The following is a 15448-nucleotide window of genomic DNA, read 5'->3' as shown; positions in this document are numbered from 1 at the left end:
CGGATTCGCCGTCGCGCTGCTTGCGATCCTCGTCGTCTTCCGCGCGAGCCGATGCGGCCGGCGCCGACTCTGCAGCACCCGGAAGCCCGAGGAAATGGGCGAACGGCATTGCGCTCGCGATCTTCGTCAGTTTCGACATTTGACTTCCTATGGAGATTGTTTAGGCGAAGGTCGCTGAGACCAGTGCCCGAAACGCGGCATCAGGCGCCGCCACTTCATCCGCAAACCCAACGGCCACGCTGTTCTGGCCCATGAAGGTTGCGGCTTGCGTATCGCGCACCGTGGCGGCCGCGATATTCCGGTTGCGGGCGACTGTCTCTACGAACAGTTCGCCCATCGTGTTGATGTCCGCCTGAATGCGGGCTTGCGCATCGTCAGACAGCGGGAGTTCCGGCCGACCGTCTGCCTTGAAATCCCCGTAGGTAATGAAGGTCACCTTAGCGCCAGCCTTCGTCAGCGCTTCTGAAAGATCGACGTGCGCGCAGATCACGCCCACGTGACCAACGCCACCGGTCCGCGGAACAACAATGCGATCAGCCGCGCTCGCAATCGCGTATGCAGCGCTGTAAGCTGACTCGTTGACGATCGCCCACATCGGTTTCTGGCCGCGCGCGCTGTAGATCGTGTCAACCAGATCGAAACAGCCCGCTACCTCGCCGCCGGGGGAATCGACATCGAACGCGATCGCGCTGACGTCCGGATCTGCGATCGCGGTGAGCAGGTTCTGACGGATACCGTCATAGCCCGACATTCCGCTGTACGGTCGCAGAGATCCGAGTTTCTGCACCAGCGTGCCCTGGACCTCAATGATCGCGACGCCGCCGACGGTGTCGTAGCCCGCGCGCGGCGTGCGGCCTGGCTCAGCGAAGCCGTATTCCTCGTCTTCCATCATCATCGGCGCGATGCCCGAACCGTCGAGACGCACCATGCTGCCGATGCCAAGCCGATCGGCGAGCGCCGCCACCACGATCTCCGCCTTGCGCGGATGGATGGCGACGGGCGTATTGAACATCCGCGTCGCCAGTCGTGGGAGAAGGTTGTTCATTGCGCCTTGGGTTCCTGTGTGACCTCGTCCGCCGTCGCATCGTCCTTAAGCGTCGACGGAAGAGGAATGCCGCGATCCTTGAAGTACTGGATCTCGATCGCGCGCTGATCAATGTTGTCGCGCCAATCGTTGCCCGATAGCTGCGCGGACTCGTCTTCGAGCGTCGACAGACCCGACTCTATGCCGAGCGCCGCGCCCTGACGTTCTTTCATCGGATCAACATATCCGCGGCCCGGACCGATCCACCACGCACGGGTGTATGCCGCGCGCGCCATCGCGAATTCGGGTGCCCCCGCCGGAAGCGGAAGCTCGCCGATGTCCATCATCTCTTCGACCATGGCGCACAGAATCGGCTGACCGAATCCGCGACCAAAGTCGCTGCGGCGCCGATCGAACGTCTTCCAAGCCTCAAGCGCAGCAGCGCGGTACGACGAGTAGTTGACGTCCGCCCAGTTCTGCGTGATCTGCTGCGCCGACATGCCGGTGCCCGCCGCGACATTGCGAAGCATGGCGTTCTCGAACTCGGCGAAGTTGCCGGCCGGCCGCGTAGCCGACACCGTGTTTATCTGCTCGCCGGGGAACAGGATCGGCAGCCGCGCGCCGCCGAGGCGGAGATCCGTCTTGTCGTGGAACTCGGCGCGCGCGTCCTGATAGCCGTTGTATCCGTCGACCGCCTCTTCACCATCACCAAGAGCCTCGGTGACGAGCTGCTTGTCGAACGGGCTCGTGACGTAGGCGCCGAAGATCGCATTGATGATCGCTGCGTCGAGCTCAGTTCCGTCGTACTTGATCAGCATCTTGAGCCGCTGCAGCACTGGCGTCAGGATGCCCGCGCCGCCGCGATGCTGCGACGCGCGATCGAAGTCGTAATCATGGACGACGATCGGACGGCCCCAATCTGTTTCTGCGGCGATCCGCTCCCATGACACCTGCTTGTTGCCGCTAAACCAGTCGCCCTGGTGCGCCTTACGGATGTGGTACGCGACGGGCGCGCCGTATTCATCCACCTCGACGCCGCCACGCATCGTCTGATTGTCGAAATTCTGCTGCGGGTTCGACAGGCGGTCGGGATCAATCAGTTGCAGCACAGTCGCGTAACGCGCGCCGCGCGGCAGCCGCTCAGGCATCCACTGAAGGATCGCGAGCGCATCGCCGTCGACGATCTTGTGGCGGAAGGCCAGTCGCATCATCTGCGGGATGGTCAGCTTACGCTGCGCATCGCAGAAGTGCGCCGGGTCTTCCGACCACGTGCGCCATCCAGCTTCTAGAGCGCGGCCAAATTCGTCCGCCCAGACGTGATCGAAGCTCTTATTCCCGGTCATCGCTGCAAGCGCCCGATAGTCAGGCTTCGAAATCGGCCGGAAATCCGCGCCGATCACGTTGTCGAGCGTGCGTGTCACCGCCGCCGATGCCCATCCGTCGTTGCGCACCAGGTCGCGCACACGCGAGACGATGCGATCGCGATAGGGATTCAGTTCACCATCGGGCGACCACAGCACGGGATTCCACTCGCGCATGTGCTGGCCGTAGATGTCGGCCGCGTCGTACGCGCTGTGCCCGCCGTAACTGTTATAGCTCCCGTTCAGCGCGAGCGCACGGCTCTTGCGCTCCGGCAGCGGCTTCCCGTCCGGACCAAGTAGCTGTACGTTCGATTCCATGCCTTATCGCCGTGAGAAAGTCAGTCTGTTTGCTCTGCGAGGCGAATCGACGATGCCGAGTTGCGCCTGCATCAGTTGAATCGCGGCGGTCAGTTCCGCGAGATTCGCCCGGGTGTAGGTCACCGATCGCGTGCCGTCGCCCTGCGTGTACGAATACGACTCACCTTGAGCCCCTGACATCAACTGAATGTAGATTTGCTGAGCCTGCAGAAGGCTCTGTCGCAGCGCCGTCTGATCCATGCCGGCGAGCAGACTACGGCTCGGGTCGAAGCATCGCAAAGTGGTTCTCCTATGCGTCAGCCGGCGAGCCGCCGGATCCGAGAGCGTTTCTCAGGCTGCGCCTGTTTGATGATCGGGCCATCTGGGCGCACTGGCCGAGCTGCGCTCACAACATCGAGCTCGACCTCCTGCCGCGTCTCCGGAGCAGGCGGCTCAAGATCAGACGGATCCGACTGCACCGCTTCGACGCGCCGGTTCAACTTCAGGCCCATGTGCATGAGGCCGCACAGCGCCGCATATCCGTACACCCGAATGTCGAGTGCTTCGTTCGCGCGGCCAGGCGGCAATTCCCACACCCGGAATTTCTGCCCGTTGGCGAACTTCGTCACCGAGCGCTCCGAGATGAGCTGCGCGAAGTAATTGATGTCGCGGTCAGCCGGGAAGTGCATGTATCCAGCCGGGTACGTCAGCACGCCATCGGTGTCTTCCGGATCCCGCCGCAAGCGCTCGCGTATCACGTCCTTTGCTGCGTTCACGCCGATGATGATCGGACGGAACGTCGATTTCGTTCGAGACGACGGCCGCTTCGTCGGCCACACAGGTGACCGCGCGCCGCCGCGCGCCGACTCGCCCTTAATCGCCCAGACGCGCCGCCCGAGTCGCGCCTTCGCGAACTCGTACACCTTCTGCGTGTGATGACCGCCGGAGTCGATACAAGCAGCGGAGACAGCGAAGCCGCGACCGTCAGCGCGCCGCCAGACTCGCTTCAGATACTCATCGACGCGTTTCCATAGCTCCGCGCTCTCGGGGTCGCCCTCGATGACCGCGTGGTCGATCGACCAGCTTTCCTCGTTGTGCCCCCAGCCGATCGTTTCCAATTCGACGCGATCGTCCTGGACGTCACCACCGACCGTGATCAGCCCGACGCCGTCGGGCACTTCTGCATCCCAGACTTCCGTGCGAGCAGCCAGCCTCGTCTCGCTCAGTGCGCGATCGCCCCGATCCTCGTACGGCTCGCCGAGCACCAAGTTGATGAACGTCTGCCGCGCGAGCGGGTCGTCCTTCACGCGAAGCCATTCGGCAACGAGATTCGACCAGCACGCGTTCGGAAACAGGCTGTATCCGGCCCAGATATGAAATCCGGCATGTCCCTTGAATGGCTTCGTCGCGCGCCACTCGCCGTTCGTCACCATGTCGGCCTTGTCGGTCTCATGGATGATGCAGCCGTTGTGCCGGCAGACGTAGTAGACGCTCTCCGGGATGCCGTTGCCGTGCTCGTCCTTGTCCCACTTCATGCCGTACGGCGTTTCGGGACTGCCCCATTCAAGCACTTGGCGCTCGCCGCAGTGCGGGCAGGCGACGAAGAAATAGCGCTGGTCGCTCTCGCTGAAGCTCTTCTCGATCCGGCTATAGCCCTTCACCGTCGGCGTCGAGCCCAGGACGATCTTGCGATTCCAGAAGGTCTCAGACCGCTTCGTGCCGAGCGCGATCTGATCGCCTTCATTCCCCGCGCCGTCGACCGGATAGGCGTCGACCTCGTCGAACATCACGACGCGCGACGTGATACGCCGGAAGCCAGCCGGGCTGTTCGCACCGACGAGCGTCAAGCTCGCCCCGTTGCGGAACGTCTTCGCGAGGATGGTCTGATCGCTGTTCTTCGCCTTCTGATCGCCCGCGATCGCCGCGAGCACCGGCGTGTCGCGCAGCATCGGCGCGATTTCCGTCTTCGAATAGCTCTCTGCATCCTCGACGCGGGGCTGAACGACGAGAATCGGCGAAGGATCCTGGTGGATGAAGAAGCCGACCGCGTGATCCATCAGCTTCGTATAGCCGACGCGAGCCGACTTCATGACGCTGATCTTCTCGACGCTGGGATCGGTTACCGCATCCAGCATGCCCCTCTGATACCCGAACGCCCGAAAACGACCGGTTTGCGCGCTCGTTTCGCGCGAGAGCACCGCATAGCGCTCCGCCCACTCGCTCAATGTCAGCTTCGGCGGTGGCGTCAGGTTTTGACGAAGCGCCGCCGCGAGGCCCGCGCGCAACGCCTCATAGCCGCGAGCGTACCGCCGGGTGCTATTTAGAGTTGCCTGCTCCATCGCGAGTGAGTTCTTCGAGTGCTTCTGTGATGACCTCCTGCAACATGTCCTGCAATTCGGCAGGCGTCTTGCACCGATGGAGACGCGGAGCCTGTTCCGCGGGAATCGACAGCAGGCGGGTTCGGACCTTGGCGTATTCGGTGCCGACGGCTTTCGCCACTTCGGCTACGTCGATCACCAGGCCGGAATCGCGGTCGTATTCGAGCTGAGCCTTCAGCCCGAGATAGTTCTCTTTGAAGCAGCGCGCGTCGTCGAAGTCGAGAAGCTGCACGTTGCCCGACAAGATGCGGTCTGCGGCGTCCGCCGCGCTCTCGCGCTCGCCGAGCGTTACCTCGCTCGCCGCCTGGGTAACGGTTTTCGGTTTGTTACCTGCCGACGCCTGGGTAACAGGAGGGGTAACAGCGGGCGTGCCGTCGCGCCGATACTTTTTCAGCAGCGCATTCGACGCGTCTACATCGACTTCGTCGCCCGCAAACACAAGCCAGCCGCGCTCCTTCCATTTTGTGACCGTCTTTCGACTGACGCCGTGGAGAGTTGCAAACTCGCTCTGATTCATCGCCGCTGGTGTTACCCAAATTTCAAATTTTTGTGGCTAGAGAAAGATCGCGCGCGCGCAGTGCCCGCGAAGCAGAAGGGCGGAGAGGGACCCGCTGCAATATGTACACGAATTACTTGGGAGATCCCACATAAACCATCCACGAATCGCATTTCTTACAACATCCCCGCATCATCGCGCTGTCGCGAGAGCCCTTGCGAACGCCGTCTGGAATTCACGGCGATACGTGGCCGCAACCACGTCGCGTGCACGCTTACCGAAGTCGAGATGCTGGCGCACTGGCTGCGCATCGCCGAAGCGGATTAGCAAACGCAGATGGCCTGACTTGTTCACGCCACGCAATGCAACACCGCGCTTACCGCTGCGCTTGATTGCGCTGACGTCAGTCGGGCGCTGCCACACACCACCGATCGAATCACCGCTCTTCGTCTTGATTGAGCCAACGAATATGTCTGGCCGTCCTTCCAGTCGCTTCAGCGTCGACTTGCTGAAGTTGCCGTACTGGTTGAGCAGCGCGCGGTCTTTCGGATTGAGCCAGGTCTTTCCTGAACCGATCAGTTTGTGCGTGCCGCCGAACTCGTACGGCTCTAGATAGGCAGCCGCGATGTCCTTCACGAACACCAGTGCTTCCTGCGTGTTCTTCCGTGCCGCTTTGACGCCGATCGAGTTCACCGTGAACGGCGTCGGCCTATCGAACACGTGCGGCAACGCAGCCTTCTCAGCGGCTTGAACGTTCTTCGCAACTGCCGTCAGCGCCTGCGCAGACGCAAAGGGCAGCTGCTTTTTCTCGAGATCACTGAGAACCCGTGTCAGGCTGCGCAGGTCTGCCGATACGTTGATGCGGACCGGCGTGGCCATTACTCGGCGTCGCCCTTGACCTGCGGATGGTTCTTCAGGTCTGCAAGGCGCTTAATCAGACGGTGGTATTGGTGCAGCGCCGCGTTGCCGATGAGCAGCACGAGCGCCTCGACCTCCGCGATGATGGCCAGCGGGTGTTCGTCTTCTTCAGCGGACGCGCTGAGTTCCGGCGAAACCGCCGGAGCCGTCGGGATCGGGTTCACGGCGCTGCCTGCTCCGCCATCCGCCTCTTCGGCAGCCGCGACCGGCACCGTGTCAGCGGAAACACCGGTAGGCGCGGCCTGCGCGTCGGTGTTCGGCGCGGCCGGCGTGGGATTGAGGTCCGATGCGCCCGCGCCGCCGGCATCGGCCTGCGCGTTAGAAATCACCTCGGGCGAAGCGTCGACTGATTGCGAGTCGGAGATCGCGGGCGTAGCTGTTTCGTTTCCCGCTTCTTTCGCGACATCAACCGTCGATGCCGTAGATGCGCCGATAGAATTCGAGTCGATCGCCGGTTGCGTATCGACGCTCGATGCGGAGTTCGCATCCGGCGCGGCGGTCACACTCGGCGAGCCAGTGACAGCCGCATCCGCGTTTCCCGCGTCAACGCCCGTACCCAAGCCGGTCACAGGCACAGCCGGGGCCTGAGCAGCCGGGGCAACGCCATCCGTCACGGCTGGCGACGAGGTTTGCTCCCCCACGTTGGCGCTCGGGTCAACGCCCGCTCCGTTTGCGATCAGGTCAGGGATCTCGTCACGCGTGATCTCGCGAATCGGCTCGATGGCCGGCTCGGTATTGTCGAAGATCACCTTCGTTTCAGGGTTGTACTTGAGCACAGCAACCTCCTAAAAAGGAAACGCCTCGGCGATTAGACCGAGGCGTTCAGAAGGGCAGTTGCCCTGAGGAGACACGCGCAAACGTGTTTCGAATGCGAGAGCGGCCTGTGCCGATCTCCGGCTGACTGACCACTCCGCGCGGAAGCTACTCACTCTCACGGAAGCGGTCTGGTATGAGCTGCGCGTCAAGCCACCAGACCAAGATACGGTGCGCTACCGTGAAAGCAAAGATGCGCGCCGCCGGCATGGCAGAATCGAGGTCTCTGACCTCCTCCACTCACCAGCCGGTGCGCGCATGACAAACGAGCAAATTCAACAGCAGTTCAAGAAGTTTGAGGCTGAGATCGATTTCCTCAGAGCACGATGCGACGTCCTTTCGCTCGCTCTCAAATACAAGATCAGAACCGAAAGGAACGCCGAGCCTCTACTCAGCTTGATCTCGAAAAAAATAGAGGAAACAAGCGAGCTAGGGCTTTTCTCGAACGTTGTGTCAGACGCATATCTTGCGGCATATCGGGGCGCTGGGGAAACAATCGCCCGATGGCGCGAAGCTCTGCCTCCCGCTGACGAATGATGTCGACCCAGTCGGCTCCGTTCGCGTCGTTGGTATCGGACCGGAGTTGACTGATGGAATTCATGGCGCACCAATGAAAAAGCCCGCACGCGGCGGGCTCAGAGGGACTTCTGCAATCTGACGAAAATGTAGCATCAATCCGCCACGTACACAAGCACTGAATCGAAGCGGGGGTTACTTGTCGCTTGGCATTTTGATCGGCTCGGACCACCACTGCGCCAACGCGAATAACACGTCGTCGGTGAAGCATGCTTCGTCACGATGAAAACCGATTCGATGCACCTTAACGCGACCAGCGTCGTCTCCGGATTGAATCGGTTCGATCTCGACCATCTCTCCACCGGCCTGCGCTTCGGACCAGCGCAACCAGTAATAGCCGCGTAGCGTAGGAGCATTTCTCAGCCACCCCATTTTCTGCATCTCCTTATCAACGGCACCTCGCCTATGCCGGTTGATGATCCTTCAGCCAGTCGCGTAGCGCGTCATTCATCCGCGACTGCCATCCGTCTCCTGAGGCCTTGAACCGCTCGACGATGTCGGCATCGTAGCGAACCGTTAACTGCACCTTCGGCGACTCGAGCCGCGGACGCCCACGCGCGCCGAGTCGCTTCATCTTCTTGAAGTCCTCTGCCGGCACTTCGTACGTATCCGGGTCCGCGGCGATGCCGCGGTTGATCGCCTCATTCTCTTCTTCCGTCGGCATGATGATCTTAGGCTTGCTCGACATAGTCTTTAACCTCGCGCTTGTTTGCCTTGCGCATGCTGATGATGTGCATGCTGTCGCCCCGCTGCGTGAACACCACGCAGTAGAGGCGCTCGTCGATGACGCCGAAACCGACTTCACGAACTTCTCTGTAGTCGCGACGCGCATCAACGTAGGCCAGCACGTCCGACCAGTCCAAGAAACCTGCCAACTGCAGGGAAACACCGTGTTTTGCGATGTTAGCTTCGTCTTTGGCCGGGTCGAATGTGATGTCCATGTGAATAATTGTAGCTACAGAAATACAATCGCGCAAGGAATATTTGTAGCTACGGATTTCATGCTGTTTCGAGGCATTCCTCGGCGCTTACCACCCCTCCGCGCTCGAACAGCGGTTGTAGTCTGTCGACGGCCTGGCGCTCCAGCAGTCGAAGCCGCTTGCGAATGGTGAAGGCAGCGCGCTCCAGCGTCCGGACGGGGATGCCGAACTCTTTCGAGAGGTTGGCGTATGAGAAATCTTTCTCGCGCTGATGCGGGAAAGCGTGGGCCGCGATCAAAGCGATGATTGCCTCTCGGCGGTTGATCGTTAGTGCGGCGCGCATCTCGTTCGCGAGACCGAAGACGCCTCGCCGCCATTCGCTGGACGGCGGCACGCCAGGGTCGGCGGCCACGGTGGCGCTCTTGGGCCGTGCCGGGATGCCCCGCGCAAAGCGGATCCACAAGGCGTTGCGTTCGGGCTCGGGAAGCTGATCGGAGACGGCCGCGACGACCATCGCGCATTGGGCACGCACTTCGTCAGCTGAGAGACCTGAGAAATCCACCGTGCCGCTCTTCTCGCCGCGCAGGTACGCAAGAAACGACTCCTGGCGATCGCTCAGCCGGCCAACTGACTCCAACGCTTGAATCAGCGCCATGCGAAACGTGTTCTTCTGCCGCGCGGGCATCGAAACGATCAAGAAGCTTACGTGCAGTGCCTGCTCGGTGGAGTCGAAGATTCCAGTCATTTTTTTATCCCAAAGGTACGAATGTCAGCACCGCGCAGGCGATGCCCTTCCAACAACACGAACTTGCCAGTCCGCTCCACGAATTTCGCGACGATCACCTCGCCGCTGCGTAAAACGACGCGCACCCGAGTGCCGCGCGCACAGCTCGTATGCGGCGTCTTCATGACAGAAATGCTTCCGCCTGTCGGCGGCGCAATTCCTGAAAATCCGCAATGATTTCGGCAAGCACAGGACTTTCACCGAAGACACCACGGCCAACCGACTCCAAAAATTTGAGCTTCCGTGCGATCGCATCGTCGGGCATGGCGCCGAACTGCGCCGGCACCCTTCGAGCGCAGATGAGCCGGTATCGCGCCGCCTGTTCATCTGTGACGAAATAGCGGCTGAACTCGCCCTTGCGCGCCTTGGCGCGAGTGACGAAGCCCCGTGCAACCAACTTCGGCAGCGCCTTCTGGACAGCATCGCGCGAGGCCTCTAGCTCTCGCGCGATCATGGCGCTCTGCAGGCCCCACTCCGACTTGCTCAGAAGCATCACAATTTCGAACGTCAACGGCGGCCTCATATCGGCTCTTCCTCCTCATACTTTCTGCAGCGGCGCATCTCAATCCACTCGATCGACGCCTTCTGGAAACCCTTGCTGCACACGTATTTTCGAGTGCCGCTCCATCGAGAAACCTCTAACACCGCGCATCCGAGACACGTGCCCTCCTGCTTCCGCTCAAGCACGACTGCGGGGTCGAGATATTCGAAGCGCCTCATAGAACCTCGAGGTCACGCGCCGCGCCGCGAATAGGCTGCAAAAGACTGTCGTGGATTCCCGTGACTCGGGTTTTCTCGCCGTCGATGCGCATCCAAAATGGGCTTCGGATCGTCCAGCACACCTCGGCGCCTTGCATCTCCCGCTTCGTCACGGTGACGACTTTGCCGATCAAGCGTTTCGTGTACTTCCGATACGACTCGTCGCCGCTCGCTGCTGCTCGCACGATCACTGCGAGATCACCTCGCCTGCAATTCATCGCGAAGCCCTCGGTGAAACCTTCGACGCAGCCGGACGTTTGAGGCGATCATCAATCCACCCCATGAAGGGCTCAAGGTCTTCGACGTTCTCGACGAACCATCGCTTGTGCGATGCAGACCACCTTGCACCCTTACGCCTCGCATCGCCCTTCTGAGAGAACGGAACGTTTAGCCACACGATCATGTTTTTCGCCCTTCACGGAAAAAATTCTGTCTCGCACAGTTCCCGCATACACAGAACAGAGCCCCATATGCTGGAACGCTTTTCCTTACTGCACCTGCCTCACGAGGGCATAACCCCTGCGTGGCCACTTCCAAAGAACCACACCCGTAGCGCGGCCCTCAAAAACTCTTGAGCCTCGTCGCGGTGGGTATATCTCGTCTAAACCGACTGCCGCGCCCGTGTGCGGTGGCCATCCATCGGTTCCAGGGGTACATCCCCACTGTTCGACATCGTTTATTGAGCTGGCGCGACACCAGTTATTCAGGGCTGGGTTAGTGGCCCCCCATCGGCTTTCTTCTATTCCGCTCTGCCTATTCGCGGCCCGTCGCCTACTACTTTTCGCCGCGAATCATCCCTCGCACCATCGTCACAACCGATCCCAATCCAGAAGCTCTGTGCATGTCGTTGGCGTCCTGCCCCACCATCGAAGGCATTCCCCACGGCAAACCCGTCGCCTCAGCAGCGCGCCGCCCCGTGTCGCTTTCATCGTTGTCTGCGACCACGAAGCGACGGCCAGCTATCAGCGAAGAGACGTGCTTGAGATTTCCTGCGGAAAAGCAAACAACGACGCGCGCCGGCCGATGCAGCGAACGTAGTGCCTCGCGCACGCTAAGGCCCGTGGCAAACCCCTCGACCAACCAGTGCTCGCGTCCTACGCCCATCGTGAAAATCGAGCCCTTGGCAATGCCGCCGGGCAGAAACTTCTTGGTGCCGTCCTCTCCAATCCATTGCACGCTGTTGATCGTCGAGTAGTCGGCCGCCGAACGCATCGGAATGACCAGCCGACCGTCCGTGTCGACGAGACCGCGCTCATTCGGGAAACCCTTGCGTGTCAAGTAGTCGTGAGATGTGTATTCACAGCGCCGGACAATCTCCGCAGCCTCCGAGCGCGCGCGGGCGCGCCGCCGCTCTTCGTCGCGTGCCTCAGCAGCGCGATCGCGCCTCGGCAACTCGATTGGCCGAGCATCGGTGCGGTCCGGGCGCCAGGCGATGGCACGCTCGTGGACGGCCCAGTTCTGGACCCAGCCCGAATGGCCATCGCACATATATGCGCCGTTTCGCTTTCGTGGATGATCCTCCGTCGGCACGCGGTGCGGCTTACCGTCATACTCGACGCCGCGAATGATCAGGCCGTGCACGCGGGCGAATTCCTCAAACTGCATTCGACCTCCCCGCCTGATGCGCGCGACGAATAAGCAGTGACTGAACCTTTCCCTTCAGTTCACGCGACGGCGCTTCGAGATCCACGGTCGAGAACTCGCCTTTGGGCCAGCAGCCATAGAGGTTTCGAAACTGGGCGAGTGCGAACTTGCGCGCCGCCTCTTGATCCTTCGGCCGACGCTCGATCGCCAGGCAGCAGAGCTGACGCCATACCGATGTGCGGTCGCGGAGATACTCAGGGACCTTCGCACGCGCCGCCGAAACCTCGCCGACCACCTCCATGACGCCCGCGACGTTCTCGACCATCGATCGACGCTCGCGCTCTTTCCCGCAGGCCGGGCACGCCGTGCATGCCGGCGGTAGCACGAATCCGCAGGAGCAGACGATCTCCTTCTTTTCCTTCTCGGTCGGCTCGGCCCGCACTTTCGCGTCAAGCGCGCCGTCGTCAAGGCGGTTCAGGCCTTCAGCGAAGATGCGCTGCGTGTCGGCTCCGAAGCGCATCACATTGCCGCAGTGATCGAGCCAGAGACCGAACGTCTTTCCCTCAGACGGGCGCATCACGCGCCCGAGTTGCTGTATGTGGCTCGAAAGGCTTTTGCGATACGGACGAGCGCCAATGCCGCAGAGAATGTCAGGTACGTCGAAACCCTTTGTGAACACCTCGCAGGACACGAGGCCAGTGATGGTGCTGTCCGGCTTGCGGAATTCGTCGATGATGGCGCGCCGCTCGTCGTCGCTGCCATCCAGATAGCTGATCTGCTGGAAGTTGTAGCCATGCTCATTGAACTGGCGACAGAGTTCATGCCCGTGCTCGACCGTCGCGCTGAAGACGATCGTTTTGACCGGGCCGCCAAAATGAAGGTTGGTTTTGTCGATCCACTCGGAGACGACGTCGCCGACGATCGCCATGCCGCGCTGCTCGATTTCCTTGTCGGACCATTCGCCCGCCACGACTTTTGCGCCCGTCATGTCGATGGCGCGCGCCGCGTACGTCTGCAGTGGTACGAGGAAACCCTCTTCGATCAGTTCGTTGGTCGTGCAGACGTTTACCAAGTTCGTGTAAAGCTCAGCCATCCCTTTGGAGAATGGCGTGGCGCTCAGACCAATAACCCGAAGATCGGGCCGGTTCTGGATAAGCTGTGCGGTCGCCTTCCGGGTCGCGTGGCACTCGTCAACGATCAGAAGGTCGAGTTGCGGAAAGAAACCGCGTTTCTCGATGGTCTGTGCGGAACAAATCTGGATGCGCTCGTAGGCGCGATTTCGCCAATGGCCCCCTTGCACCACGCCATGCGCAATGCCATACCGATCGAACAGTGCGCTGGTTTGGTCGACGAGATTGATACGATCGACAATGAACGCGGCGCGCCGACCTTTGCGATCGACCTCTTGTGACAGATGCGCACCGATCACCGTCTTGCCTGCGCCAGTCGGCGCCATCAGCACCTGCGCGCGGTGCCCGTCGCGCGCGCCGACTCGAAGACCTTCGATCGATGCCAACTGATACGGACGGAGCTTGATTTCTTCAGGCATGTCCGCGCTCCAGTTGGCGCTTGAGGCGCTTGATTTCCTTCAGCGCCTCGGCGTGCTTGTTCATCCAATCATCGCGGATAGTTTCGAGCCGGCGGCATTCCGCTTCGAGCTTCGCGACACGCTTGTTCGCTTCGATCAGCTTTTTCTCGCCCTCGCCCGTCTCGGCCGATCGATAGGCCTCCAACTCGAGCTCCAAGTCGCGCGCCGCCTGGCTGACGTCGGCCAATTGGTCGCGAAGGTCCAAAATGATGGACTCAGCTTCCGCCAGCGATGCATCTTCTTTTCGCGGCTGGCGCGGTGAGGACTGCTCATCGCTGTGCGGCAACGAAAACGGCTGAACTGCCGGCGCCTCATCCGAACCCTCTTCGCCTTCGAGGGTCCGGACAACGTCGGATGGTTTGCGCGCTGCCTTGATCTGCGCGTCTGCCTGCTTCAGGCTGATCTCGCCGGCGATGACAGCCTCGCCAAGGCCGGCTTCGTGGGCTGCTTTAGCGTGACGAATGGTGCGCGTGCTTACGTCGGCTTCTCGGGCAAGATCTGCGTTCGTGGCTAACGTGGCACCCGGTGCCACGTTAGGCTTCCCGGCGGGCGCCCATTGCGAGCACGCGACCACTGCGGCCGCACGTTGCGATGCAGTCAGGTGACGCCGATGGAGGTTTTTCGAAAGAACGAAGGCGACCGGATCCACGTCCGGATGCTCGTCTTCGAAGTCGACCCAGTTGAAATCGACGCCCGCGAGTTCGCACGCGCAGTAGCGATTCCAGCCGTCCAAGATCATCCCGTCGAGCATGAGGCCGGATTCGCGCTGCCCGAACTGGCGAATGTCATCTGCAAGAGCGGCGAGATCTTCCTGCGAGAACGTGGGGAACGCTGCGGAGAGCGGGTGGCGCAAGAACTCATTTGACACGGTCGGACCCCTGCGCCTTACGCTCAATGTAGTCCCAATCCATAGGAATGCGTCGGCGAGTGTCCGAAGCACCCTTGCGCTGCGTCCAACGGTCATTGACCCTGTCATAAGCAATCACACCGCGTGACTCGCGGTCGATCGCGACGCAGAGTTGCGGGCTTGCGGGTTCGTTGCCATAGCCGATCTGCCGCAGTCGCAGGAAGGTTGTCCCGCAGGCACTCGCGAACAAATCACGGCGCTCAGCAGGCAGATCGTTTAGAAATGTGTGGAGGTCCATAGACGCAAGATTAGATCTTTCTAATCATGGTCGTCAAGAACTTTCTTCAGCTACAATTAGAAACCTCTAAGGACCCATTCATGGACACTTTTGCACTCCGTCGCATCAAGTTGAAGCAACTCGTCGATACGTTGGCAAAAGGCAACGTCCGCGTATTCGCGGCGCGCTTTGGATACGCTCCGGCTCAGATCTCCCAGTACCTGTCGAGTACATATAACGAAGGGCGCAGCATGGGCGAGCGTGCCGCGCGGGCTCTCGAGAAAAGAGTGAACGTCCCGCAAGGATGGCTTGATCAACCGATTGAGCCGATCCCTAGCGATCATCCGCGAGCAGCTTACGCAGCGGCCGATCACGTCGCCTCGGAAAACGTTGGTCTCGCGTTTCGTCGAATACCAGTACTGTTCACGGCTCACCTGAACGAGAATGGCCTCGTGCATTTAGAGCCGACGTCCGAGGATGGGCCGGAGCGTTTTGTCGAGTTCGTTAGTCGAGACACCAATACATATGCGGTACAGATAAAAGGGCAAATGCTTAAGCCCCGGATCCGCAACAACGAGTTCCTGATCATTGAGCCGTCGCTTGAACCAGCACCAGGTGACGACGTCCTGGTGAAGTACATCAACGACGAGTCCGTGGTGATGCAGTTCCTCTACAAACGCGGATCGGAATGGACCTTCGGCCCACTTAACGAGACGGGTCCGAATGTCTCCTGCGACGAGTCGGAAATCGTATCGGCGGCGACCATAACTGCGGTCGTGCGGGCTCCCCGGTAGAAAATTTAGAAATATATTTAGATTTTTCTTGC

At 60.9% G+C, this 15448-nt stretch carries 19 protein-coding genes; 1 reads left to right on the top strand and 18 read right to left on the bottom strand.

What is annotated here, in order from left to right:
• Positions 1–160: 160 nt before the first annotated feature.
• The 18 genes from NCR35_RS05625 to NCR35_RS05545 all read right to left on the bottom strand — a co-directional run bounded on the left by NCR35_RS05625 (position 161) and on the right by NCR35_RS05545 (position 14366).
• Positions 161–1045, bottom strand: a complete 885-nt coding sequence (locus NCR35_RS05625; protein WP_250533533.1) for a S49 family peptidase — start codon at positions 1043–1045, stop codon at positions 161–163.
• Positions 1042–2562: a phage portal protein gene (locus NCR35_RS05620; RefSeq protein ID WP_250533532.1), complete on the bottom strand. Its 1521-nt coding sequence runs from the start codon at positions 2560–2562 to the stop codon at positions 1042–1044. Before NCR35_RS05620 ends, NCR35_RS05625 begins: the two co-directional genes overlap by 4 nt.
• Positions 2563–2706: 144 nt before the next feature.
• The gene (gpW, locus tag NCR35_RS05615) at positions 2707–2982 is read right to left on the bottom strand and encodes a gpW family head-tail joining protein (RefSeq protein WP_250533531.1); all 276 of its coding nucleotides are present in this window, start codon (positions 2980–2982) and stop codon (positions 2707–2709) included.
• 17 nt (positions 2983–2999) lie between these two features.
• Positions 3000–5021 carry a phage terminase large subunit family protein gene (locus tag NCR35_RS05610; RefSeq protein WP_250533530.1) on the bottom strand — a complete coding sequence of 674 codons (2022 nt, stop codon included), beginning with the start codon at positions 5019–5021 and terminating at the stop codon, positions 3000–3002.
• The gene (locus NCR35_RS05605; protein WP_250533525.1) at positions 4999–5577 is read right to left on the bottom strand and encodes a hypothetical protein; all 579 of its coding nucleotides are present in this window, start codon (positions 5575–5577) and stop codon (positions 4999–5001) included. The genes NCR35_RS05610 and NCR35_RS05605 overlap by 23 nt, the downstream gene beginning before the upstream one ends.
• 171 nt (positions 5578–5748) lie before the next feature.
• Positions 5749–6435, bottom strand: coding sequence for a hypothetical protein (locus tag NCR35_RS05600; protein WP_250533523.1), 687 nt, complete (start codon positions 6433–6435; stop codon positions 5749–5751).
• The gene (locus NCR35_RS05595) at positions 6435–7250 is read right to left on the bottom strand and encodes a hypothetical protein (RefSeq protein WP_250533522.1); all 816 of its coding nucleotides are present in this window, start codon (positions 7248–7250) and stop codon (positions 6435–6437) included. The genes NCR35_RS05600 and NCR35_RS05595 overlap by 1 nt, the downstream gene beginning before the upstream one ends.
• 748 nt (positions 7251–7998) lie before the next feature.
• Entirely contained in the window at positions 7999–8235 is a 237-nt protein-coding gene (locus NCR35_RS05590) for a hypothetical protein (RefSeq protein ID WP_250533520.1), read from the bottom strand.
• A gap of 31 nt (positions 8236–8266) precedes the next feature.
• Positions 8267–8551 carry a BrnA antitoxin family protein gene (locus NCR35_RS05585; protein WP_250533519.1) on the bottom strand — a complete coding sequence of 95 codons (285 nt, stop codon included), beginning with the start codon at positions 8549–8551 and terminating at the stop codon, positions 8267–8269.
• Complete coding sequence (locus NCR35_RS05580; protein WP_250533518.1) at positions 8535–8804, bottom strand: BrnT family toxin; 270 nt, start codon at positions 8802–8804, stop codon at positions 8535–8537. The genes NCR35_RS05585 and NCR35_RS05580 overlap by 17 nt, the downstream gene beginning before the upstream one ends.
• Before the next feature lie 58 nt (positions 8805–8862).
• Positions 8863–9528 carry a hypothetical protein gene (locus NCR35_RS05575; RefSeq protein WP_250533514.1) on the bottom strand — a complete coding sequence of 222 codons (666 nt, stop codon included), beginning with the start codon at positions 9526–9528 and terminating at the stop codon, positions 8863–8865.
• Positions 9525–9692 (bottom strand): hypothetical protein, encoded by a 168-nt coding sequence (locus NCR35_RS05570; protein ID WP_250533512.1) that lies wholly within the window; start codon positions 9690–9692, stop codon positions 9525–9527. Before NCR35_RS05570 ends, NCR35_RS05575 begins: the two co-directional genes overlap by 4 nt.
• Positions 9689–10078: a MarR family transcriptional regulator gene (locus NCR35_RS05565; protein ID WP_250533510.1), complete on the bottom strand. Its 390-nt coding sequence runs from the start codon at positions 10076–10078 to the stop codon at positions 9689–9691. The genes NCR35_RS05570 and NCR35_RS05565 overlap by 4 nt, the downstream gene beginning before the upstream one ends.
• Positions 10079–10283: 205 nt before the next feature.
• Complete coding sequence (locus NCR35_RS05560) at positions 10284–10517, bottom strand: hypothetical protein (protein WP_250533504.1); 234 nt, start codon at positions 10515–10517, stop codon at positions 10284–10286.
• Between the two features lie 23 nt (positions 10518–10540).
• A complete protein-coding gene (locus NCR35_RS29980; RefSeq protein WP_350029185.1) occupies positions 10541–10729 on the bottom strand; it encodes a DUF5710 domain-containing protein in 189 nt (62 codons plus the stop codon).
• Between the two features lie 371 nt (positions 10730–11100).
• A complete protein-coding gene (locus NCR35_RS05555; protein WP_250533502.1) occupies positions 11101–11931 on the bottom strand; it encodes a primase/helicase family protein in 831 nt (276 codons plus the stop codon).
• Positions 11921–13459, bottom strand: a complete 1539-nt coding sequence (locus tag NCR35_RS05550) for a DEAD/DEAH box helicase (protein ID WP_250533501.1) — start codon at positions 13457–13459, stop codon at positions 11921–11923. Before NCR35_RS05550 ends, NCR35_RS05555 begins: the two co-directional genes overlap by 11 nt.
• Positions 13452–14366, bottom strand: a complete 915-nt coding sequence (locus tag NCR35_RS05545) for a ParB/RepB/Spo0J family partition protein (protein ID WP_250533499.1) — start codon at positions 14364–14366, stop codon at positions 13452–13454. Before NCR35_RS05545 ends, NCR35_RS05550 begins: the two co-directional genes overlap by 8 nt.
• Before the next feature lie 357 nt (positions 14367–14723).
• Between NCR35_RS05545 and NCR35_RS05540 the strand changes: the two genes are divergently transcribed.
• Positions 14724–15416 (top strand): S24 family peptidase, encoded by a 693-nt coding sequence (locus NCR35_RS05540; RefSeq protein WP_250533497.1) that lies wholly within the window; start codon positions 14724–14726, stop codon positions 15414–15416.
• Positions 15417–15448 lie beyond the last annotated feature (32 nt).

This window comes from Caballeronia sp. AZ10_KS36, assembly GCF_023631105.1.
GTDB lineage: Bacteria > Pseudomonadota > Gammaproteobacteria > Burkholderiales > Burkholderiaceae > Caballeronia.
Note: the sequence above shows the minus strand (reverse complement) of the source record. Positions and strands in the feature narration are given on the sequence as shown.

Excerpts from the sequence above, each read along its gene's own strand:
- NCR35_RS05625 (WP_250533533.1), bottom strand. The coding sequence starts at position 1,045 with ATGAACAACCTTCTCCCACGACTGGCGACGCGGATGTTCAATACGCCC.
- NCR35_RS05620 (WP_250533532.1), bottom strand. The coding sequence starts at position 2,562 with ATGCGCGAGTGGAATCCCGTGCTGTGGTCGCCCGATGGTGAACTGAAT.
- NCR35_RS05610 (WP_250533530.1), bottom strand. The coding sequence starts at position 5,021 with ATGGAGCAGGCAACTCTAAATAGCACCCGGCGGTACGCTCGCGGCTAT.
- NCR35_RS05605 (WP_250533525.1), bottom strand. The coding sequence starts at position 5,577 with ATGAATCAGAGCGAGTTTGCAACTCTCCACGGCGTCAGTCGAAAGACG.
- NCR35_RS05600 (WP_250533523.1), bottom strand. The coding sequence starts at position 6,435 with ATGGCCACGCCGGTCCGCATCAACGTATCGGCAGACCTGCGCAGCCTG.
- NCR35_RS05590 (WP_250533520.1), bottom strand. The coding sequence starts at position 8,235 with ATGGGGTGGCTGAGAAATGCTCCTACGCTACGCGGCTATTACTGGTTG.
- NCR35_RS05585 (WP_250533519.1), bottom strand. The coding sequence starts at position 8,551 with ATGTCGAGCAAGCCTAAGATCATCATGCCGACGGAAGAAGAGAATGAG.
- NCR35_RS05580 (WP_250533518.1), bottom strand. The coding sequence starts at position 8,804 with ATGGACATCACATTCGACCCGGCCAAAGACGAAGCTAACATCGCAAAA.
- NCR35_RS05575 (WP_250533514.1), bottom strand. The coding sequence starts at position 9,528 with ATGACTGGAATCTTCGACTCCACCGAGCAGGCACTGCACGTAAGCTTC.
- NCR35_RS05570 (WP_250533512.1), bottom strand. The coding sequence starts at position 9,692 with ATGAAGACGCCGCATACGAGCTGTGCGCGCGGCACTCGGGTGCGCGTC.
- NCR35_RS29980 (WP_350029185.1), bottom strand. The coding sequence starts at position 10,729 with ATGATCGTGTGGCTAAACGTTCCGTTCTCTCAGAAGGGCGATGCGAGG.
- NCR35_RS05555 (WP_250533502.1), bottom strand. The coding sequence starts at position 11,931 with ATGCAGTTTGAGGAATTCGCCCGCGTGCACGGCCTGATCATTCGCGGC.
- NCR35_RS05550 (WP_250533501.1), bottom strand. The coding sequence starts at position 13,459 with ATGCCTGAAGAAATCAAGCTCCGTCCGTATCAGTTGGCATCGATCGAA.
- NCR35_RS05540 (WP_250533497.1), top strand. The coding sequence starts at position 14,724 with ATGGACACTTTTGCACTCCGTCGCATCAAGTTGAAGCAACTCGTCGAT.